Source organism: Flavobacterium flavipigmentatum (assembly GCF_020911905.1).
GTDB lineage: Bacteria > Bacteroidota > Bacteroidia > Flavobacteriales > Flavobacteriaceae > Flavobacterium > Flavobacterium flavipigmentatum.
Genome location: NZ_CP087133.1, coordinates 697,939 through 720,673, shown reverse-complemented (window position 1 = coordinate 720,673; position 22,735 = coordinate 697,939). Strand labels below are relative to the sequence as shown.

The window sequence follows — 22,735 nt, the reverse complement described above, 5'->3', positions numbered from 1 at the left end:
GATAATAATTTAATACATTTGAAAACAATGTATCATGTATTTGCTGAAATTTATTAGAATAAATAGAATTAATAGTTTAACGCTTTGTAAATTAAGGTATTAAAATTAATTTAGGGCTAATGCTTCGATACACTTCACATAATCAAAAAAAAATTGGATTTATTTAGCAACATAGAACAGGAAGAAGAAAGCCGAAAAAACAAACTCGGACACGCGGATATTGAATATGTTAAATCTGTTGGTATCCTTACTCAAGCGAAAGGGTTTATGGAATCATATGATTATACATTAAACCCTTATTCAGGTTGTTCATTTGGATGTAATTATTGCTATGCTGCTTTTTTCGCACGCTCTACAGAACAAAAAGACAATTGGGGTAAATGGGTAAAAGTTAAGGACAATGCATTGCAATTATTAATTAAATGGAGAAAAAAACCTTTGATAGATAAGACAATCTACATAAGCAGTGTGACTGACCCCTATCAGCCAATTGAGAAGGAGCTTGAATTAACTAGAAGCATATTGAATGAATTGGTAAACTATCACAAGCCAAGATTAGTGATTCAAACAAGAAGCCCATTAATTACAAGAGATATTGATTTACTAACAAAGTTTGATGTTGTTCAAGTTAATATGACTGTTACCACAGATAGCGAGGATGTTAGAAAGGCATTTGAGCCTATATGTCCATCAAATAAGTCAAGGTTAAAAGCAATTCAAGAAGTGACTGCATCAGGAATTCAAACTTGTATAACAATGACACCTCTTTTGCCATTGCAAAATCCAAATGAGTTTGTAAAAGAACTCTTGAATACAGGTGTTAAAAAATTTATAGTTCAACCATTCCATCCAGAAAAAGGAAAATTTGTAGCAAGTACAAGGGAGTTAGCAATAGAACAAATGAAAAAAATGAATTGGAATGAATCAAAGTATAATGAAGCTGTTGAAGTATTTAGAAAGGAACTCCCTTGGCTAGGAGAAGGAAAACAAGGATTTGCTCCAATTTAATAAGTTATGAAGGAACAACTAAAAGCATGGCTTAAGTCCGAACAAAACAATCTTGATTTGATAATTGCTAAGTCTGCAGTTTCGTTCTACAAACAGAATAAGGAAAAATCAAATTTTCAATATGACTTAAAACAGTGTCATATTGAAAGTTACAATCTGATAAGAGGAAAAGATTTATGTTATGATAGGCCAAGTACTGCTTTTGCTTATTCCCTATGGTATCATCCCAGAAGGGTAAACACATTTCTTTCATTTTTTCTAGATAAGATATTGGACCATAATGAACAGCATTTACAGCTGTTTGATTTAGGTGCAGGTGCGGGAGCAATACAATGGGGTTTAGGATTGATTTATGTAGGACTTTTAAGGCTTGGTAAGAAGCCACCTAAGATTACAGTTATAAACATCGATACGAGTCCTTTTATGTTAACATATAATAGAGACTTTTTATGGGCAGAATTTGTAAAATCATATCCTGAGATTGATGAAAATTTTATTGTAGAATATGAAGTTAACTCTTGGAATAATGAAAAAAAATTAGAAACTTCAAACCCAATTCTTTCAGCAAGTTACCTTTTTGACGCGTCGGACAATAAAAATGAAATTGCTAATGATTTTAAATCGTTAGTACAAAAATACAAACCGAAGACAGTTTTGTTGTTAACTTCTAATCAACCAGAAAAACGGCCTTTTATTCAAGAATTAGAAAAGGAATTTAAACAGCAAGGTTTTAATTCACAAGTTGTTTTAGAAAGTAATTTGATGTTTTCAAATCAGCTAACAAATATAAATAATGTTAGGAATAAATTATCTGTAAGCTTAAATGTTTCTGAATTACAACGACCTTCTTATTGGCGTGATAGTAGCCATTATGGTTTGATTTTGCAAAATCCACAGTCTGAAATAACTTTTTCAAGTGGTCCTAATAAAATTTCTAGTATCGATATTTTTAATCCACCGATAACCGTTAGAAAAGATGTAATTTTAAACGACAAACAGAAAAGAGCCGCAAGGAATAGTGATTTGCCTTCTGTTATTGTAGGTCCAGCAGGTTGTGGAAAAAGTATTGTAATCACTGAAAAAGTAAAAAATATAATTGAAGAAAATAAGTATAATCCTGATTTGAAAATTCTTATTACAACTTTTAATAAGGGGTTAATAGGCAAATTAGCTGAATGGCTTATCAGTATTTTAGATTCAACAAAGTATCAAATAAAGTACGATACTAACTTTCATGGTTACAATGATAAATCAAGTCATTTTACTTTCAATAATTCACAACAGACAAATATTAGACTTCTTCATTTTGATATGCTACCAAAATTACTTGGAGGTATCAGGTATAAAGGATTGGTCGAACATTCGAAACACTTTAGTTTACTTGATGAAATTATTAAAGAAGTAAGAATGGAAGAAAAAATAAACAATGACCAATATGATAATATTTTAAATCATGATTTCCTTTTTGAGGAATATCATAGGGTTATTTACGGTTTACAAGTAGGTGTTGCAAAAGGAGAGAATACTTATTTAACGATTAAAAGGAAAGGTAGAGGAAATAATCCATCTATGCCAAAAAATAGTTATAGGAGACAACTAGCTTGGAAATGTTTGACAGAATATGCAAATAAAATGCATGTTTTAAGTCTCCAAAGCTTTACTTTAAGGCGACAATATTTTTATTCTAAATTAAAATCAAAAGAATTAAATATAAAGTACGACCATATTTTAGTTGACGAGTTTCAAGACTGTACTGATGCTGATTTTGAAATATTTTATATGATGATTAAAGACCCTAATAATTTTACGATTTCTGGAGACCTTGCACAATCAATTCACTTAGGCACTGCAGCAAATATTCCAAGAGATGAAAACATGGATAGACGACAATTTTATCGTCTTGAAGGTTCATATCGTTTGCCAGTAAGAATAAGTGAAAGTATAAAAAAACTATCTGAGGCTATTGTTCATAGATTTGGAAATAATGAAGGAGCAATAAGTATCACTCCATATAAAGGTTCACCGCCAGGTGCAAGACCAATTGTTGTTTATGGTAATTCAATATTGGAATTATCTGAGAAAGTTTTAGAAGTATTTAAAACTTATAATATTTACGACCTATCACGCATTACAATTTTAGAAAAAGATTTAGAGCTATTAAGAGAACTTGCTTTAAAAGGGGTAGTAACAGAAACTGATACTATTTTAAGCTTAAAAGGACTTGAAAAAGAATGTGTTTTATGGTCTACAAGAATTCCTTTAGAATTTGAAAAAGAAAAATTTGAATTTGCATATACGATTGTAACTAGAACATCTTGTATATTAATTATAGCGTTAACAGAAGATACCCAAAATGTATACAAAGAAATACTTGGATTATTAGATAGAGAGAGATTGATATTTTGGGATAAACTAAGCGAAACAAAATTCGATACTTTTTGCGAAGAGTATGAATTAATAACAATTGAAGATGAAGACTAATAAAATCTTAATTTATATTCTAAAAACTACACTTAGATAAAATAAAAAAGCCCCACATCTCTGTAAGGCTTGATTTTACTGGTGAAGAATACGAGATTCGAACTCGTCCCCTCTTGCATACTAGTAGTAATAATTTTGATTTTTATGTTTGTAAATCAATGTGCTGCAAATTTTTGAAATTACAAAATGTAGTGTTTTTTGCCAATTTTGTACTCAATAACTGTACTCAATATTCTTTAAAATGTTAAGTGCTTAATTATTTTATTCTAATTAGAATTTTACCGATAAATTCCTCTTTTATAATTTAAAGTGTCTAATTCGACTAATGTAAAAACATTTTTTTTAACATATACACCTGATATGTAGTTAATTGCGTATATTTGGTATGAATATGTGTTAAATTATTTCCTATTTACTTAAGACTAACTAATAAACTTAAAGTATGAGAAATTTTACAATAATTGTTTTTTTAATTCTTTTCGGATTATACTCTTGTGCACCAAAAGGCCCTCTAGCTAGTGTTGAAAATAAAGTAGACAATAAAATTGGTAATGCAGTAATGGACACAATAAAAAATTTCGGTTATGTTCCTATTGACCCAATGCCAGTCAAAGTAAATAATTATGACGGTTTTTTCAATATAACAAATAGCGATTATCTAAATGCATTATCTGATGAAACTATATTAGTAGCTACAGGAATTTATAATAAAAATGGAACAGTAACTTTCGGTCCTATAGGAGGCACAATAACAGGCAAAAAATATGTAGTAATTTTAGACTGGATTAAATACACAACATTATCACAATTAATTTCTGAAAATATGGCGGGAGAAATTGAATTGTATGATAAATATGCCTATAATAAAACTGACTTTAAAGGAAAAATAAATTCAATACCAATTTATGAAGGTATTGGGTTAAGAATTCAAGCTACTTTCATCGCTACTAGCGCAAATTTAGATGTTAATGGTATTTTTGGATTATCAGGAAAAGTCGACTCTTCAAGTTTTAAAGGAAGTATTGTTATACAGTCTATGGGTATAAGTGGTAAATCAGTCAATCTTCCTCTACCAAGTGATATAAACCCCACTTCAATTCAAAATGCTTTAATGGCAATTTCTTCCATAAGAGCTTTGGTATATACATCTGACAATAAAGACTTAAAAATAACACCAAGAATTATAGGTTTTTATAATACGATTGGAGACAAAACAAATAGAGACCAAATGGTATCTTTTTTGTCATCATTAGAAATCCCTTTTATTGTAAGTCCTACTGCCGAACAGCAAATTGATTTTTATGAAAAAAACTTAAAAACTAAAAAAAAGTTACGTGAACTTGAGAAGCTTTACAATGATGAAAAAGTAGAAAATATTTCATCTAGAAAAATTAATACCAACTAAAAAACATGCTAAAAATTATTGATGTTGTTAGTAGTATTTATAATTTGGCTTAAAATAGAAATTGTTACAATTTCAAAATTTTTAGTAGATTATTAATTACGATTAATAACCTCAACCGAATCATTATGTCTTTGCATTCAGTCATGTGGCAAATTATTTCAAACGAATATTAAAGGACAATATGCGGAATCACAAATAGGATGAAAAGGCAAACCCATAATAGCTACTACAGCAGATTGGATGTTATGCTTATTCGAAAAGAGCACTCTAAAACTACACTTAGAGAAAATAAAAAAGCCTTACATTTCTGTAAGGCTTGATTTTACTGGTGGAGAATGTCGGATTCGAACCGACCACCTCTTGCCTGCCAGGCAAGCGCTCTAGCCAAATGAGCTAATCCCCCATTGCGACAGCAAATAAAGGTAATTAATTTTCAAAAAACAAATTTCAAAAGGCTTCGCTTGAAAATATTTTTCAAAAGTGTAACTTTACGAGCAAATCTATCTTTATGAGTGCAGAAAATCCAAACGGAACATTACAAACCACTATTCAGGACGCCGTGGCAACGGTACAATTTGGGCATCCGGCCAGCAATTCTTTTCCGCGTCATTTGCTCGATTTGCTAACGGTTGAGATTCAGAGTTTAAGCAATCATAACGATGTGTCGGTGATTGTTTTGCAGAGCGAAGGCGATAAAGTTTTTTGCTCCGGAGCTTCTTTTGACGAACTTTTGGAGGTGCAAAATGCAGAACAAGGCATTCATTTCTTTTCTGGATTTGCGCTGCTGCTCAATGCGATGCGCAGTTGTTCTAAGTTGATTATTGGTCGCGTGCAAGGCAAGTCTGTAGGCGGTGGTGTCGGAATTATTTCGGCCTGTGATTACGTTTTTGCGACTCCCGAAAGTGCCATAAAATTGTCTGAACTTGCTATTGGTATCGGTCCGTTTGTGATTGAGCCTGCTGTTTCTCGCAAGATTGGCAAGGTTGCCATGACCGAAATGACGCTCGCAGCACACGAGTGGAAATCGGCAGAGTGGGCGTTTCAAAAAGGACTTTTCGCTGCGCTGTATCCCGCCACTCAACTCGATGCTGAGGTCGCTGCTTTTGCTCAAAAATTAAGCCGTTACAATCCAGAGGCTTTGCTGGAGATGAAGAAAATTATCTGGCAAGGTACTGAAAACTGGGATGTCTTGCTTCTGGAACGAGCTAAAATCAGTGGTAAGCTGGTGTTGTCAGATTTTACAAAAACAGCTTTATCGCAGTTTAAGAAATAGTTTTTTCAGGAGCTATTTCCTGCTATCATTCCAATCTTTTTTATTGCAGAAAAAGCAATAAAAAAGGATTTTCCCTTCTATCAGGGCTAGAAACGTAAAACCAGATGTTTAGCGTTTTATAGGAAATTTGAAGAGTGCAAGTTCTTAACGTTTTTGTAATTAAAGCAGGTTTCTCGCATCTATTCCTTAAATTTGCCCAAAATTATACCCGATGAGTAAAATCAGAATTACAAAACAATTTAGTTTCGAAACCGGACACGCCTTATACGGCTATGACGGAAAATGCAAAAATGTTCATGGACACAGTTACAAACTTTCGGTAACGGTTATTGGTACGCCCATAACGGATCGCTCGAATGTAAAGTTCGGAATGGTAATTGATTTTTCGGATCTGAAGAAAATTGTAAAAGAAGAAATCGTCGATCAGTTTGATCATGCCACTGTTTTTAACCAAACAACACCTCATATCGAATTGGCAAACGAATTGAAAAATCGTGGCCATCACGTTATTTTGGTAGATTATCAGCCAACAAGCGAAAACATGGTCGTTGATTTTGCCGAGAGAATTATTGGTCGTCTTCCAGCAGGAATCAATTTGTTTTCGCTTAAACTTCAGGAAACAGAATCGTCTTTTGCAGAATGGTACGCTTCTGATAATATGTAAAAAAAGTAAAATGTTTTCTGTGAAATGTGAGATTTTGAAAGTCTCTGTATTTAGAAGTCAGCAATTCACAACATATTATAAAACACCTTTCACTTTTTACAACAAACATTTCACAACTCCCAACTTTAGAAGGATATGAAAAAAGTATATTTTGCTTCCGATCAGCATTTTGGTGCTCCAACAGCAGCGTTGAGTTTTCCGCGCGAACAAAAATTTGTTGCATGGCTGGATGAGGTAAAACAAGACGCAGAAGCGATTTTTTTATTGGGTGATTTGTTCGACTTTTGGTTTGAATATAAAACTGTGGTACCCAAAGGTTTCGTGCGTGTTTTAGGCAAACTGGCTGAAATTCGCGACAGCGGTATTCCGATTTATTTTTTCGTAGGCAATCACGATTTATGGATGGAAGATTATTTTCAAACCGAATTGAATATTCCAGTCTACCATGATAATAAAGAATTTACTTTTAATGGGAAGACTTTTTTAATAGGTCACGGCGACGGAAAAGGTCCCGGTGATAAAGGGTACAAAAGAATGAAAAAGGTCTTTACCAATCCGTTTTCAAAATGGATTTTTCGCTGGTTGCATCCTGATATTGGTGTGCGATTGGCACAGTATTTATCGGTAAAAAACAAACTGATTTCTGGCGATGAAGATGTGAAATTTTTAGGAGAAGAAAACGAGTGGCTGGTGCTCTACGCCAAACGAAAACTCGAAACCCAACATTATAATTATTTTATTTTTGGCCACCGTCATTTGCCAATGATTATTCCGGTTGGCGAAAATTCCAATTACGTGAATCTTGGCGATTGGATTGGTTATTTTACGTACGGTGTTTTTGATGGCGAAACTTTCGAGCTTCAAAAATTTGATAAATAATTACTTTTTGGCACTTGGATAAATACCTATTTTATGGGTTCTTAAAATATAATTCGATAATTCTTTGCTGTTTGAAGGCTGAAAAGTAATTGCATTTGATGATTTTTTCGGCATGTGGCATTCGACACAATTAGCAGCCAGTAAACTTCCCGACATTGTTTTTAAGGTAGTCGCATTGTGCTGGATTCCTTGATGGCAACTCATGCAAATTTTGGCATACGAAGCCAAATTGGGCGAAGCATTCTGATGCGGATTGTGGCACGTGATGCAATCCATTTTGTCGCTTTTTATAAAACATTTACTTTGTGTGAGCAATCGCATCTGGTTGCCATGTACGTCATAATGGGTGGTGTCATTGGCGTTGGGAACTCCTCTAAAATAATCCAGCAGATTGTCTCCGGGTCTGAATTCGAATCTGGATTTTATTTTTAATTTATCATTTCCAGAATGACAAATGGCGCAGGCATCGAGTTTTTGTTGACGGCTTAGGCTTTTAATGGCAACAATATTTTGCGCTTTTTTTACATCTGGAAATTTAAGGTGAAAGGCCGCGTGTTTTTTTGCCGGACCGTGACAGCGCTCACAATCTATGCCGTAGACCAACGTTTTTTTGTTCATAAAATCCTCAACGTCCATCGACATAAAAGTAATGCTATCGGAGCTGGTTGTAATGTAACGGCTGCCAATATTAGAGCTGTGACAGGCAAAACATTCTTTCTCTATTTTTCGGTTAAAATTGACTTGCGTAGCAGAATATCCAGGGCTAGTAGCCCAATTGTTTAATGATTTATAAAAAGAAACAGGTAGCTCGTACGCAAAATGATTATTCCAATACGCACTTGTCTGTGCATGTTTGGTTCCGAAAAGAATATCAAACGGGTGGGCTTCTACTTCTTTTCCGTTTTTGTACAACACTTGGTATAAACTGTCGTTGCGCTGTTCCATGACCAATTTGGTATTCTTATCGTAAATAAAAACGTGATTGCCTTGGCTGAAATCGCCCAGAATATTTTCTTTAGTTGGCAGCGAAGTCGCCTTGAAGTGTGAGCTGTGAGACGCCATTTCGTACTGTGCTTGATGACATTGTATGCAACTTTCAGAACCTGCGTAGTCGGTGCCGCGCGGATCAATATATTCCTCTGATTTGTTGTTGCAATTTGTTGCAAGCAGCGCCAAAACAGCCAGAGCGAAAAAGGTTCGTAATTTTTTCATCAGTGTAAATATACTTTTTTTAGAGTAATTCTAAAATATATTTCATTAATGTAAAATAACCCTTAAAAACAAAACAATCTGACTTAATTTAAACCTGCGCCATAAACATATTGTTCTAATTCAATTTTAAACAAAGAGCCTTCAATCAAATCTTTTATCGATTTTAGTTCTTTCATAGAAACTGCCAAATCTATTTGATTGCAAGGAGTTTTAAGTAAAAATTTGTGACAAGAATTCTTTAACTGACAGTTTTCGCAAGAGGCATTTTCAACCATACTATCTTCGATCAAGGTACAAAACTGATTCATTTGATCGAGTGTAAGATAAAAACCAGTTTCTCTAAAAACCAATTGCACTTTCTCTGAAATTACCTGGCTGCCTTTTTTCCAGTAGAAAGCAATGCCAAAGCTATTGTGATATATTTCCTCAATTTCTTTCATGGTGAATCTTTTTATTTCAACAAATATAATTATTATTTATATTAATTCTAAATAAAAAAATCATAAAAAAGCTATAAATATTGGAAATCCCATGAGTGATATAAGTTCCTTTTAAAGCAGAATAATAAAAAGCCTAAATTTTCTTTTAGTAATTATAGTAGAGCAGTTCTTACTTTAACCATTTTTGTAAAGTAGTTAGAAATTCATTTTGTTGGTCTACAAAGAGATAATGTGAACAATTTTTTAGTAAAGAAAAATGATTTTGTCCTACTAAATTTTTCATGGAATCCATCTGAGATGTAGAAAAAATACGATCTTCTTTTCCGTAAATGGCATAAATAGGAATACCTTCCTTTTTAATTTTAGTTAAGGAAGTTCTGGTGTCGATGTTGTTTTGCTTTTCGTTTTCATAGAAAAGCAAGGGTGCCTTTTTGTTTCGAATATTGGTTGTAGAGAAAATACTCTTTTCGTAAGAAGTATATAATTTTTTTGATGATGTTGTAGGATGCGGCATCTTAAAATAATCATTTGCTCCTGCCAGATCAAAACAATCTTTGCGATATGCTGCAGAATTTTTATTCAGTTTTGCGATATCAGATATTTTATCGAGGGTTTTAGAGTCGCCTTTGTGTTTTTCCTTTACCGATTTTAAAATATGATCGTAGGTCTCTTGCTGAGAAAACAGAGCTCCCGCCAATACAAGTGCACTAACATTTTGAGGATATTTTTCGGTGTAAAGTGTCGCTACCAAACCTCCAAAACTATGAGCCATAAGAATAGCTTTTTTTAATTGGTATGTTTTATAAATACTATTGAGATCCTGAAAAGCTTCTGAATATGTAAATTTTGCATCAGGATCTTCAGATCTTCCTTCGCCTCTTCGGTCGTACACAATTACATAAAAACCTTTTTCAGCAAGTGCTTGAGCGGTCGTGCCTTCAAATAAGTTGGCGTTGCCACTAGGACCTCCATGAATAAAAATGATGGTTTTGTTTTTATTATTTCCGTACGTTTTGATATAAAGGTTTTGTCCGCTTACAAAAAGTGAAATAGTAAAGAATAAAATAAATAGACATCCTTTCATCTACTCCATATTTTGGTGGTCTTCCATGTCTTTTTGAAGATCTAAATTTCTAAAAGTCGGTGACTGTATTCCGAAACCTAAAACAGTCAAAAGTGTCATGCTTCCGCCAAATACCACCGAAGTCACTGTTCCCATTAATTTGGCAGTCAAACCACTTTCGAAAGCGCCTAATTCATTCGAAGATCCCACAAACATTGAGTTTACAGCAGCTACGCGTCCGCGCATGTGGTCGGGAGTTTTAAGTTGTAAAATCGTTTGGCGTATCACAACAGATATTCCATCGGCAACACCACTTAAAAATAAAGCAACGACAGAGAGCCAAAAAATAGTAGAAATACCGAAGAGAATGATGCACAGTCCGAAAACAAAAATGGCTGCCAAAAGTTTCATTCCTGCTTTTTTGTATAAGGGAACATAGGCCGAGATAAGCATTGTGATAAATGCGCCGATAGCCGGAGCAGCTCTTAAAACACCAAATCCTTCAGGGCCTACTTTTAGAATATCTTGAGCAAATACAGGTAGTAACGCCACTGCACCACCAAATAATACGGCCACCATATCTAGTGAAAGAACACCTAAAATGGTTTTGTTATTAAAGACAAACTTGATTCCTTCTTTGAGGCTTTCCATAACCGGCTCACCGATTTTTGGATTTAAAATTGGTTTTTTGCTTATCTGAAAAAGTATTATCAATGAAAATAAAGAAAAACCAACGACCATACACATCGACCAGTGAACTCCAATTAAATTTATAGAAAATCCTGCAACAGCTGGTCCTAAAACGGCAGCAATTTGCCATACCGAACTGCTCCAGGTAGCCGCATTTGGATATGCTTTTTTAGGTACAATTAAAGACAAGAGCGAGAAGATAGTAGGGCCTAAAAACGCTCGTACCAAACCTCCTAAAAAGACTAAAAAATAAATTGAATACAAAATCACGGTAGAAGAATAGCCGCTTACTACTTTTGGCCAGGTCAATAAAAACAGTCCAAAACTGATGACTGTAAAGCCCAAAATGCATTTTACCAGTAAGCTTTTTTTCTCTTTTTGGTCTACAATATGGCCCGCAAAGAGCGCCATTGAAACGGCGGGAATAACTTCCATAAGACCAATGATTCCTAATGAAAGCGGGTTTTTAGTCAAGCTGTAAACTTCCCATTCGATTACAATAAATTGCATGGACCATGCAAAAACCATAGCGAAACGTAATAATAAAAAAACATTAAATTCTCTGTAGCGCAATGCCTGATAAGGGTCTGCTTTTTTGGTCTTATTTTCCATCTTTTCTGATATCTTTAAGCATAAGTTGTGTCGAAACTTTATCGTTCCATTCGTTTTCAGACAGCGAATACGCCACCTGAAAAGGTTGTTGGTTTTTTGTAATGTTTATTTTTTTTCCGAGTCCAAAACCAATAGCACCAATACCTTCGGAGTTATTTTGTTTTACCCAAAGCCTCAAATGTTCGTCGTCTGCTCCCAAAGTTTTACCGTAACCTGTATCGTTTACGTTTTGTGACATAAATACTGGCGTCATATTTTGAGGGCCAAAAGGTTCAAATTGCTTTAGAATCCGTACCAGTTTTGGTGTGATATCAGAGAAGCTGATTTCGGCATCAATTTCGATTTCTGGTGTTCGCATTTCAGGAAGAATAGTGGCAGCCACTTGTTCTTCGAAAGCCTGTTTGAAAGTCTCGTAATTCTCGGGTTTCAATGTCATTCCGGCAGCGTACATGTGACCACCAAATTGTTCCAAATGCTCCGCGCAAGCATCCAATGCATTGTAAACATCAAATCCTTTTACAGATCGTGCCGAAGCCGCGTACTTGTCGCCGCTTTTGGTAAAAACCAAAGTCGGGCGATAATAGGTTTCGATCAATCGGGAAGCTACAATTCCGATCACGCCTTTGTGCCAATCTTCTTGAAAAACAACGGTTGAAAATTTTTCTTCCTCCTGATTTTCTATAATTTGCTGAAACGCTTCTTTGGTAATTTTTTTGTCTAAATCTTTTCTGTCAGCATTGTATTGCTCTATTTCTGAGGCAAATTGCTGGGCTTGTTCAAAATCAAATTCGGTTAACAATTCCACAGCATGATTGCCGTGTTTGATTCTTCCTGCTGCATTTATTCGAGGTGAAATGATAAAAACAACATCGGTAATATCTAAAGTTTTCTTTTTTATCTGATGCACCAAAGCTTTAATTCCCGGTCGTGGATCACTATTGATTACTTGGAGTCCAAAATACGCTAGAATTCGGTTTTCACCCGTTATTGGGACAATATCGGCAGCAATCGCAGTGGCGACCAAATCGAGATACGGAACAAAATCTTCTATTGTCTCGTTCCGATTTTTACCCAAAGCCTGAATTAATTTAAAACCCACGCCACAACCACACAATTCATCATAAGGATAGCTACAATCTTCTCTTTTTGGGTCTAAAATTGCCACAGCATCCGGGAGAAGTTCCCCTGGCCTGTGGTGGTCGCAAATGATAAAATCGATGTTTTTCTCTTTCGCGTAAGCGATATGTTCAATCGATTTTATACCGCAATCGAGTGCGATAATAAGCGAGAATCCGTTATCGTCGGCAAAGTCAATTCCTTTAAAAGAAATCCCATAACCTTCGTCGTAACGATCCGGAATGTAAGTGGCAATATTGGGATAATGTGATTTTAAATACGAAGAAACCAGCGAAACCGCCGTTGTGCCATCAACATCATAATCGCCAAAAACTAAAATGTTTTCGTGATTTTCAATGGCCAATTCTATTCGCGCAACGGCCTTGTCCATGTCTTTCATCAGAAAAGGATCGTGCAAATGTTCTAGCGACGGGCGAAAGAAATTTTTGGCATCTTCAAAAGTTTCAATCCCACGCTGAAGCAAAAGTGTCGCCACAAAATCTTCTACATTTAAGGCTTGCGCCAAATGTTTGATTTTATCTTCAGAAGGTTTTGGTTTTAATGTCCAACGCATTTTAATTTTAGATTTTAGAGTGTTGATTTTAGATTTTAGAAACCGAAAATCTTTTAATCAGAAACTTAATTTTTTTATTGCCACAGATTAAATGATTTCAAAGGATTTTTTAATCTGTGAAATCTGTGGCAAAATATTTGGGTTTTAACTTTTACAAAGTTTTTTAGAGTTCAAATTTCAGAATAAAGCAGACTTCGGGAAATTTAAAATCTACATTCTAAAATCTAAAATTATTTCAGATCTAAAGCAGTTCCTTCAAACTGAATTCCGTCCCAGCCAGTGTTGATGAAGTTTCTAATATTTTGATGATTGCTTCCGTTTGGATCGCCTAAAACTTCTTCAAAATAGAAAGCTCCAAAACACGCTAAAGTTTCTTCTTTGCTTAAGTTTTGCAGTTTGGCAAAATAAAATACTTTACAAGAGCCGGAATTTTCACCTGCAGCGTTATACTGCGTTCCGTTTTGGAAAGCAGTTGGTGTAAAATTGTAATTTTCTTCGATTACTGCAATGGTTTCAGGAAATGTTATTTGGGTTGGGGTTTGTTTTACTTTTTCTAAAAAGGCTTGTATGTTCATGATTTTTATTATTTGCTGCTTTGCAGTTAGGTTTTCTACCACAGATTAAAATGATTAGAGTGATTTTTTTGCCACGAATTACACAAATTGCCACTAATTAAATTCGTGATAGTTTGTGTAATTCGCGGCTAATTTTTTGGAATCTGTGGCGTAACTATTTTAATCTTCTTCTTCTTCTTCTTCTTCTTGATCTTTAGAAAATTTACTTTTCTTAGGTTCTTTGATTATTGTTTTTCCAGCAACGACAACGACGATTTCGCCTCGTGGCGCTGTTTTTTCAAAATGTGTTAATACTTCTTTTGCGGTTCCTCGCACGTTTTCTTCGTGTAATTTTGATAATTCTCTCGAAACACAAACTTGTCGGTCTTCTCCAAAATATTGAATGAATTCGGCTAAAGTCTTAACGAGTTTATGTGGAGAAACGTATAAAATCATCGTTCGGGTTTCTTCGGCTAAAGCCAAAAAACGAGTCTGACGGCCTTTTTTATCGGGCAAGAAGCCTTCAAAAATAAATTTATCATTTGGTAATCCGCTGTTTACAAGAGCTGGTACAAAAGCGGTTGCTCCGGGTAAACATTCTACTTCGATTTTATTTTCGACACATGCGCGTGTTAGCAAAAAACCCGGATCTGATATCGCCGGAGTTCCTGCGTCAGAAATTAAGGCAATGGTTTCGCCAGCTTTCAAACGTGCAATCAAGTTTTCGGTTGTTTTGTGCTCGTTGTGCATGTGATGGCTGTGCATGTGCGTGCCAATTTCGAAATGCTTGAGCAGTTTACCACTCGTTCTGGTGTCTTCGGCCAAAATCAAATCGACTTCTTTTAGAATCCGAATGGCGCGAAAAGTCATGTCTTCTAGATTGCCAATTGGCGTTGGAACGATATATAATTTAGACATAGGTGTTTATGGGTGAAATGTAAGAAGTGAAAAGTTTTTAAGAGAATTTCTTTTCGACAATGTCCAAAAAGCGTTCTGCATAATCGTCTTTTCCTTCCCAGTTGTTGTAATCGGGTTTTACCATGTTTTCTATAAAATCTTTTGCTTCAGCAAAGCTGTCAAAAGTAAGCAGCTGGTTTAAAACACGGCTGTAATCTTCAGAACAGCTTCCGAAAAGATTTTTGGTAAAAGCAATTCTGTCATTCAAATCAATATGAAAACCTTTTGCCAGTTTTTCGTTTAGCGTCGCTGTCTTTGATTCACTTGATGACAAAACAGTAGTTTCGGCACTATTTTTTTTCTCTTTAAATTCGTTGATGGATAGAGCAGGAGGTACCGGCTCGAAATCATCTACTTTTACAAATTGGGTATCGGCATAATTAACGCCAATAATATCTTCAAAAGAAATCTGTATTTTTTCTAGTTCTTTGGTTGTTTTTGCCTCTGGTTCTTTGGCCAACTCAAAAGCGGGTTTGAATTCAGGAAGCGGATTGATTTCGCTTTTTGTTGTAAAAGACAGGCTTTCGTCCACTTCTTCTTTCTTTGGCTCTTCTTCTGCAACAGGTTCTTCAACTTGTTGCAAAACTGGCTCTTCGGCTGTTTTTAGCACAGGTTCGGGAATTTCTTCTTCTTCAATGCCAGCTATAATTTCTTCTTTTATTTCTGGCTCGAAATTTTCTTCTATCTTTATTGTTTCAGGCATTTTGGTTGCTTCCACGATTGGTTCAGCTGGAATTTCCTCTTGCTTTTCAAACAGGGTTTCTATTTGAGAGGTTACTTCACTGTGACCAATTGTTGGTTTTAAAGTGTCAAAATTTTCGTCAACAAATTTTAAAACCGCTAATTTTTCATATAATTTCTGCGTTTCAAGATACAATTGATTGATATCTGATTTGCTTTTAAGTTTTAAAATTCGATGTGCAATGCTGATTAAATCGGCTTCCAATTTTTTTTTCATAACTGTTGAAATTATTGTGAATAGGGTGTTTTCTTATATTTTGTATTCGAATGTTCAGATTATTGAAGGGAATTCGCAAGACATTTTTTTATTTCTGTTAATAAGCGTTCGCGAATCTCTGTTTTGATAAAAATTTTCTACTTTTGAAAAAAGGTAAAACAGCAAATTTTTACTTTAATTTATTACCAGTACAAAGTAATAAAAACTATTCATTTTTAAAGGTAGAAAAATACAAAATGTTTCTCGAAAATACAGTAAATCACAAAGAACAATTTGGTTGGATTGAAGTTATTTGTGGATCAATGTTTTCGGGTAAAACCGAGGAGTTAATCCGCAGATTAAAACGTGCTCAATTTGCCAAACAAAAAGTCGAAATTTTTAAACCTGCTATTGATACTCGCTATCATGACGAAATGGTAGTATCGCACGATGCTAACGAAATTAGGTCAACACCAGTGCCAGCCGCTGCCAATATTGCGATTCTTGCACAAGGTTGCGATGTTGTTGGTATTGATGAAGCACAGTTTTTTGATGATGAGATTGTTACGGTTTGTAATGACTTGGCCAATCAGGGAATTCGTGTGATAGTCGCAGGTCTTGATATGGATTTTAAAGGAAACCCTTTCGGTCCAATGCCGGCACTTATGGCAACGGCAGAATATGTGACCAAGGTACATGCTGTTTGCACAAGAACTGGAAATCTTGCGAACTATAGTTTTCGCAAAACCGATAATGATAAATTGGTAATGTTGGGAGAAACCGAAGAATATGAACCACTAAGTCGCGCCGCTTATTATAATGCAATGAAAAAAAATCAGGAGTAATTTTTGATATCGAATGTCATTCGAGCTAAAGAACGGAACCCGACAATTTCTTTAAACTGTCGGGTTTGTTGTTTTCTGTAAAAACCAAAAAACGAACAGATTTTAAAGCCTGTTCGTTTTGTTTATTGTGTTTTTATCTTTAGAATTAAATTTTCTTCCTCATTCTCGCCACTGGAATATCAAGCTGTTCGCGGTATTTGGCAATCGTTCTGCGGGCAATAGGATATCCTTTTTCTTTTAAGATTTCTGCCAGTTGATCGTCTGGAAGCGGTTTGTGTTTGTCTTCTTCTTCGATGGTGTTTTTTAGAATTTTTTTAATTTCTAAAGTCGAAACATCTTCCCCCTGATCATTTTTCATCGCTTCAGAGAAAAATTCTTTGATGAGTTTTGTTCCGTATGGCGTTTCAACATATTTGCTGTTAGCAACACGCGAAATTGTTGAAATATCCAAACCAACCATGTCTGCAATGTCTTTCAGGATCATGGGTTTTAGTTTGGTTTCGTCACCGTCTAAGAAAAATTCTTCCTGATAATGCATAATCGCATTCATGGTTACAAAAAGCGTTTCCTGACGTTGTCTGATGGCGTCGATAAACCATTTGGCAGAGTCTAGTTTTTGTTTGATAAACTGAACAGCATCTTTTTGGGCAGTCGATTTATCACGAGAATCTTTATACGTCTGCATCATTTCCTGATAATCTTTAGAAACGTGCAAAGAAGGAGCATTTCTACCGTTTAAGGTCAATTCCAGTTCGCCATCTGTAATTCTGATCGCAAAATCGGGAACAACATTTTCGGTAACTTTATTGTTTCCGGTGTACGAACCGCCTGGTTTTGGATTTAATCTTTCTATTTCGTGAATCGCTTTTTTAAGCTGTTCGTTCGAAACCGCATATTTCTGCAACAGTTTGTCGTAATGTTTTTTGGTAAAGGCATCAAATTGATTTTCGATAATATCAATTGCCAAATCAACATATTCTGTTGGTGTTTTGTGCTTCAACTGCAATAATAAACATTCTTGTAAATCGCGCGCTCCAACTCCCGAAGGTTCGAGTTCGTGAATTACGTGCAACATTCTTTCGACCATTTTATCATCGGTATAAATACCTTGAGTAAAGGCCATATCATCAACAATATCGGCAACGCTTCTGCGAATGTAACCCATGTCATCGATGCTTCCGACAAGGAATTCGGCGATTTCGCGCTCTTCATCATTCAAAATAAAAGTATTCAACTGATTGATTAAATCCTGATGAAAGCTAATAGGAGAAGCAAAAGGTGTTTCGCGCTCTTCCTCTTCACCATAATTGTTTACCTGTGTTTTATAATCTGGAGTATCATCGTCACTCAAATATTCGTCGATGTTGATGTCGTCTGCTTCGATTCTGTCTGATTCGGCATCATCATAATCGTCAAATTCTTCGTTTGCAAATTCGTCTGCTTCGTATTCGTCTTCTTTACCAGTTTCAAGAGCTGGATTTTCGTTCATTTCTTCTAATAAACGTTGCTCAAAAGCTTGCGTTGGCAATTGAATTAACTTCATCAGCTGAATTTGCTGTGGAGATAATTTTTGGGATAATTTTAAATTTAAAAATTGCTTTAGCATAAAAAAAAGTGACTAAGTTACTCAGGCACAAAGGCACTGAGTATCTTTTTATTGACGAATTAAATTCGGGTTAAAATTATTTTTATATTTCTTTTTTAAAACTTAGAACCTTAGCGCCTTAACAACTTAGGAACTCTTTATTAAAATTCTGCACTTCCGGGAGTTCTCGGGAAAGGAATTACGTCTCTGATGTTTGTCATTCCGGTTACAAACAATACCAGACGCTCAAATCCAAGGCCGAAACCGGAGTGTGTCGCTGTACCAAATCTTCTGGTGTCTAAATACCAGTATAATTCTTCTTCATCGATTCCAAGAGCTTTCATTTTTTCAACCAAAACATCGTAACGCTCTTCTCTTTGCGAACCACCAACGATTTCCCCAATTCCCGGGAAAAGGATATCCATTGCACGAACGGTTTCTCTTCCAGGTTCTGTGTTGTCATTCAAACGCATGTAAAACGCTTTGATGTTAGCCGGATAATCAAACAAAATTACCGGACATTTAAAGTGTTTTTCTACCAAGTAACGCTCGTGTTCCGACTGTAAATCAGCGCCCCATTCGTTGATGATGTATTGAAATTTTTTCTTTTTATTTGGAGTTGAATCTCTCAGAATATCAATTGCTTCGGTGTACGAAACACGTTTGAAATTGTTTTCTAATACAAAGTTCAATTTCTCCAACAAAGTCATTTCGCTTCTTTCTGCTTGAGGTTTCGATTTTTCTTCTTCTAAAAGTCTTCCTTCTAAAAATTTCAAATCATCTCCGCAATTGTCTAAAGCATATTTGATTACATATTGAATAAAATCTTCAGCCAAATCCATATTGTCATCCAAATCATTAAAAGCAACTTCTGGCTCGATCATCCAAAATTCTGCCAAGTGACGGGAAGTATTCGAATTTTCGGCTCTAAAAGTAGGTCCAAAAGTATAAATCTGACCCAAAGCCATCGCAAAAGTTTCACCTTCTAATTGTCCAGAAACTGTTAAATTAGTATGTTTTCCGAAGAAATCTTTTTTGAAATCAATATTTCCTTCTTCCGTTTTTGGCAAATTGTCCAAAGGCAATGAAGTCACCTGAAACATTTCTCCGGCACCTTCAGCATCTGCTCCCGTGATAATCGGCGTGTTGACATACACAAAACCTTTTTGCTGAAAATAGTTGTGAACCGCATAAGACAATACCGAACGCACACGCATAATCGCTCCAAAAGCATTCGTACGCACACGTAAATGTGCATTCTCACGCAAGAATTCCAAAGAGTGTTTTTTAGGCTGCATTGGGAATTTCTCCGCATCAGAATCTCCTAAAATTTCAAGTTTGGTAACCTGAATTTCGTATTTCTGACCCGCACCTTTACTCTCCACCAAAGTTCCAATTACTGAAACCGCAGCTCCAGTTGTTACTCTTTTTAAAGTTTCTTCCGGTGTATTTTCAAAATCAACAACACATTGTATATTATTAATGGTAGAACCGTCATTAAGCGCGATAAACTGATTGTTTCTAAAAGTTCTCACCCATCCTTTTGCATTCACTTCCTGAAGCGTCGTCGTACTGTTTAATAAGTCTTTAACTTTTGTGTGTTTCATTTTATATATAATATTGATAGTAAATTATTTGTTGTGCAACAACTGCAAATATAAACGATAATAATTAATTTTTGAAGCTATTTCCCGCTATCCGCTATATCTTTTCCTTGCTAAAGGAGCAAGAAAAAGGATGCCGCTACTATCGGGGCTAGGACACTCGTTTTCATAAAAGACAATTATTTCTTTATTTTTTGTCTTTGCGAGGAACGAAGCAACCTCACTAAGACAACAAAACGTGATCCAGCAAATGAGATTGCTTCGTTCCTCGCAATGACTTAACGTTGTGTATAGAAAAAGAATTCGTGCCAATTCTGGAAATTCATAAAAAAAACTTTTATTCTTCCAAATTCTCCAAATCCTCTTTCTTCGCTTTTTTCTTCTCAAAAGTCAAAACCAAAGCGGGTAAAACCAATAAATTGGCAAACATCGCAAAGGCCAATGTGCAAGAAATTAATCCACCAAGGGCAATAGTTCCACTAAAACTCGAAAGTGTAAATGTTGCAAATCCTAAAATCAAAACCACCGAAGTATAAAAAGTACTAATTCCGGTTTCGCGTAAAGCGCTAAAAATAGATTTTTTTACTTTTCCATTACTCTGCAATAAATCATGACGATATTTGGCCATAAATTGAATCGCATTATCGACTGAAATTCCGAATGCAATACTAAAGACCAAAATAGTCGATGGTTTTAACGGAATTCCAAAATAACCCATTAATCCCGACGTAATGCAAAGCGGTAAAATATTGGTAATGACCGATGCAAAAACCATTTTAAACGATCTGAACAAATACAGCATCAATACTGCGATTACAAAAATGGCAAAAATTAACGATTCGATTAAGTTGCCTACCAAATATGAAGTTCCTTTCTGAAAAACTAATGCTTTTCCGGTAACGGTAACTTCATAACGGTCGCTCGGGAAAATTTCATCAATTTTTGCATGTAATTTTTTCTCGACTTTGGCCATTTCGTCTGTACCAATATCTTTCATAAAAGTCGTGATTCTGGCGTATTGTCCTGTCGAATCAACATAACTTTTCATCAAATTATCTTTAGAATTTTTGGTGGCATTTTTGGCATAACTCAAAATAAAAGTTTGCTCTTGCGAAGTCGGCAATTGATAATATTCTGGTTTTCCGTTATAAAATGCCTGTTTAGAATATTTAACCAAATTGACAATCGAAACCGGTTTTGACAACTCGGGCATGCTCGCAATCGTGTTTTGTAATTCATCCATTTTACGCATGGTCGATAATTTCATCACACCTTTTTTGCGTTTGGTGTCAATCATTATTTCGAGTGGCATTACACCATTAAATTCTTTTTCATAGAATAAAATATCTTTAAAAAACGAAGCACTTCTGGGCATTTCGCCGATCAGACTTCCTGAAACTTTCATCTGAGAAATTCCGATGACGCTAAACAATAAAAGCAAGCCGTAAATCGTGTAAATAACGCGACGCTTGTTTTTTACAATATTTTCAACCCAGTCCAATAAGGTCGAAATATAGTTTTTTGTCAGGTGGTATAAGTGTTTTTCTCCCGGAACCGACATAAAGCTGTATACAATTGGCACGATCAGTAAGGTTAGGATGTAAACCGAAATTACGTTGATAGAAGTTACCAAACCAAATTCAAAAAGCAATTCGTTTCCGGTTATCATAAAAGTGGCAAAACCAATAGCCGTAGTCAGATTGGTCATTAAAGTCGAAACTCCAATTTTGGATATAATACGTTGCAACGCCTTTGCCTGATTGTTGTGCAGTTTTATTTCCTGCTGGTATTTATTGATCAGGAAAATACAATTGGTAATTCCGATTACGATAATCAATGGCGGAATTATAGCCGTTAAAATCGTGATTTTATAATGCAGTAATCCCAAAGTTCCAAACGACCAGATTACGCCCACTACTAAAATACAGACAGAAATAAAAGTTGCTCTGAATGAACGGAAAAAGAAGAAGAAAATCAAAGAAACGATAAACAGTGCGGCTCCAATAAAAAGGGCAATTTCGCCTTTCATATTATTGGCGTTAATGGTCCTGATGTACGGCATTCCCGAAACCCTCAAATCGATGCCCGTTGTTTTTTCGAATTTATCAATTTTCGGAACTAAATTTTCTAAGATAAAGGTTTTTCTTTCGGCGGTATTTACCAAATCTTTATTGATGTAGACAGCAGAACGGATACTGCCGCTTTCTTTATTAAATAACAATCCTTCGTAAAAAGGCAAATTATAAAATAAATCGTGCTGAATCGTCTTTAAATAAGTTGGGTCAAGAACCTTACTTTGATTGATAAAAGGAGCTAAAACAAATTTTTCGTTGACCGTGTCTTTCTCGAGTTTTTTCAAATCATTCAAAGAAACAACCAAATCTACTTCTTTCGATTTTTTTAAACCTGTCATCAAAGTGTTCCAGGCGGCATAATTTTTTGGTGTAAAAAAAGTAGGGTCTTTAAAACCAATTACAATAAGATTACCTTCTTCGCCAAATTTGTCTAAGAATTTTTGATAGTCTTTATTGGCGATATGATCTTTAGGAAGCAAGTTGGCTTCGGTATACGACATAGCAAGATTCTTCCATTGAAAACCAAGGAAAATGGTTATCAAGGCCACAAGTACTAGTATCGTAATTCTATTTTTAAGTATAATTCGGGCTACTTTTTCCCAAAATCCAACTTGAATTGTTTTTTTCATAAATTCTTTAAAATGGATGCAAATGTAGTGAAAAGTGCTATAAATCATTAACAATCGCCTCTGTTTTTGTCGTATGTTAACATAAATTAACATAGGAAGTTAAGGATAATTTACCACTGTTTCTGCAATTAG

18 protein-coding genes and 1 tRNA gene are annotated in these 22,735 nt (G+C 35.1%); 7 read left to right on the top strand and 12 right to left on the bottom strand.

Annotated features, from left to right (window positions below; translation table 11 throughout):
* Positions 1-153 precede the first annotated feature (153 nt).
* The 3 genes from LNP22_RS03470 (at position 154) to LNP22_RS03460 (ending at position 4,894) form a co-directional block, all read left to right on the top strand.
* Positions 154-1,008, top strand: coding sequence for an SPL family radical SAM protein (locus LNP22_RS03470; RefSeq protein WP_229975347.1), 855 nt, complete (start codon positions 154-156; stop codon positions 1,006-1,008).
* Between the two features lie 6 nt (positions 1,009-1,014).
* Positions 1,015-3,489, top strand: coding sequence for a UvrD-helicase domain-containing protein (locus LNP22_RS03465; RefSeq protein ID WP_229975346.1), 2,475 nt, complete (start codon positions 1,015-1,017; stop codon positions 3,487-3,489).
* Between the two features lie 442 nt (positions 3,490-3,931).
* Positions 3,932-4,894 (top strand): hypothetical protein, encoded by a 963-nt coding sequence (locus tag LNP22_RS03460; RefSeq protein ID WP_229975345.1) that lies wholly within the window; start codon positions 3,932-3,934, stop codon positions 4,892-4,894.
* Between the two features lie 326 nt (positions 4,895-5,220).
* Here the strand turns inward: LNP22_RS03460 and LNP22_RS03455 are convergent.
* Positions 5,221-5,297: transfer RNA gene (locus LNP22_RS03455), tRNA-Ala, on the bottom strand.
* A gap of 105 nt (positions 5,298-5,402) precedes the next feature.
* On the opposite strand from LNP22_RS03455, the gene LNP22_RS03450 reads away from it, so the two are divergent.
* The 3 genes from LNP22_RS03450 (at position 5,403) to LNP22_RS03440 (ending at position 7,710) form a co-directional block, all read left to right on the top strand.
* The gene (locus tag LNP22_RS03450) at positions 5,403-6,167 is read left to right on the top strand and encodes an enoyl-CoA hydratase/isomerase family protein (RefSeq protein WP_229975344.1); all 765 of its coding nucleotides are present in this window, start codon (positions 5,403-5,405) and stop codon (positions 6,165-6,167) included.
* 211 nt (positions 6,168-6,378) lie between these two features.
* Entirely contained in the window at positions 6,379-6,831 is a 453-nt protein-coding gene (locus LNP22_RS03445; protein WP_229975343.1) for a 6-pyruvoyl trahydropterin synthase family protein, read from the top strand.
* 135 nt (positions 6,832-6,966) lie between these two features.
* On the top strand, positions 6,967-7,710 hold the full coding sequence (locus tag LNP22_RS03440) for a UDP-2,3-diacylglucosamine diphosphatase (RefSeq protein WP_210666141.1): 744 nt from the start codon (positions 6,967-6,969) through the stop codon (positions 7,708-7,710).
* On the opposite strand, the gene LNP22_RS03435 is transcribed toward LNP22_RS03440, so the two are convergent.
* The 8 genes from LNP22_RS03435 to LNP22_RS03400 all read right to left on the bottom strand — a co-directional run bounded on the left by LNP22_RS03435 (position 7,711) and on the right by LNP22_RS03400 (position 15,886).
* Positions 7,711-8,922 (bottom strand): cytochrome c3 family protein, encoded by a 1,212-nt coding sequence (locus LNP22_RS03435; protein ID WP_229975342.1) that lies wholly within the window; start codon positions 8,920-8,922, stop codon positions 7,711-7,713.
* A gap of 83 nt (positions 8,923-9,005) precedes the next feature.
* Entirely contained in the window at positions 9,006-9,362 is a 357-nt protein-coding gene (locus tag LNP22_RS03430) for a hypothetical protein (RefSeq protein ID WP_210666139.1), read from the bottom strand.
* A 169-nt stretch (positions 9,363-9,531) separates the two neighbouring features.
* Complete coding sequence (locus LNP22_RS03425) at positions 9,532-10,446, bottom strand: alpha/beta fold hydrolase (RefSeq protein ID WP_229975341.1); 915 nt, start codon at positions 10,444-10,446, stop codon at positions 9,532-9,534.
* Positions 10,447-11,727 carry an MFS transporter gene (locus tag LNP22_RS03420; protein ID WP_229975340.1) on the bottom strand — a complete coding sequence of 427 codons (1,281 nt, stop codon included), beginning with the start codon at positions 11,725-11,727 and terminating at the stop codon, positions 10,447-10,449.
* Positions 11,717-13,417 (bottom strand): single-stranded-DNA-specific exonuclease RecJ, encoded by a 1,701-nt coding sequence (recJ, locus tag LNP22_RS03415; protein WP_229975339.1) that lies wholly within the window; start codon positions 13,415-13,417, stop codon positions 11,717-11,719. The genes LNP22_RS03420 and recJ overlap by 11 nt, the downstream gene beginning before the upstream one ends.
* A gap of 230 nt (positions 13,418-13,647) precedes the next feature.
* Entirely contained in the window at positions 13,648-13,992 is a 345-nt protein-coding gene (locus LNP22_RS03410) for a HopJ type III effector protein (RefSeq protein WP_229975338.1), read from the bottom strand.
* A 159-nt stretch (positions 13,993-14,151) separates the two neighbouring features.
* Complete coding sequence (gene rsmI / locus LNP22_RS03405; RefSeq protein WP_229975337.1) at positions 14,152-14,889, bottom strand: 16S rRNA (cytidine(1402)-2'-O)-methyltransferase; 738 nt, start codon at positions 14,887-14,889, stop codon at positions 14,152-14,154.
* Between the two features lie 37 nt (positions 14,890-14,926).
* A complete protein-coding gene (locus LNP22_RS03400; RefSeq protein ID WP_229975336.1) occupies positions 14,927-15,886 on the bottom strand; it encodes a hypothetical protein in 960 nt (319 codons plus the stop codon).
* Between the two features lie 236 nt (positions 15,887-16,122).
* Between LNP22_RS03400 and LNP22_RS03395 the strand changes: the two genes are divergently transcribed.
* The gene (locus tag LNP22_RS03395) at positions 16,123-16,710 is read left to right on the top strand and encodes a thymidine kinase (protein ID WP_229976350.1); all 588 of its coding nucleotides are present in this window, start codon (positions 16,123-16,125) and stop codon (positions 16,708-16,710) included.
* A 145-nt stretch (positions 16,711-16,855) separates the two neighbouring features.
* Here the strand turns inward: LNP22_RS03395 and rpoN are convergent, their stop codons facing one another.
* The 3 genes from rpoN to LNP22_RS03380 form a co-directional block, all read right to left on the bottom strand.
* The gene (gene rpoN / locus LNP22_RS03390) at positions 16,856-18,316 is read right to left on the bottom strand and encodes an RNA polymerase factor sigma-54 (RefSeq protein WP_229975335.1); all 1,461 of its coding nucleotides are present in this window, start codon (positions 18,314-18,316) and stop codon (positions 16,856-16,858) included.
* A 140-nt stretch (positions 18,317-18,456) separates the two neighbouring features.
* The gene (gene asnS, locus LNP22_RS03385; RefSeq protein WP_210666131.1) at positions 18,457-19,902 is read right to left on the bottom strand and encodes an asparagine--tRNA ligase; all 1,446 of its coding nucleotides are present in this window, start codon (positions 19,900-19,902) and stop codon (positions 18,457-18,459) included.
* Between the two features lie 334 nt (positions 19,903-20,236).
* A complete protein-coding gene (locus tag LNP22_RS03380) occupies positions 20,237-22,603 on the bottom strand; it encodes an efflux RND transporter permease subunit (RefSeq protein ID WP_229975334.1) in 2,367 nt (788 codons plus the stop codon).
* Positions 22,604-22,735 lie beyond the last annotated feature (132 nt).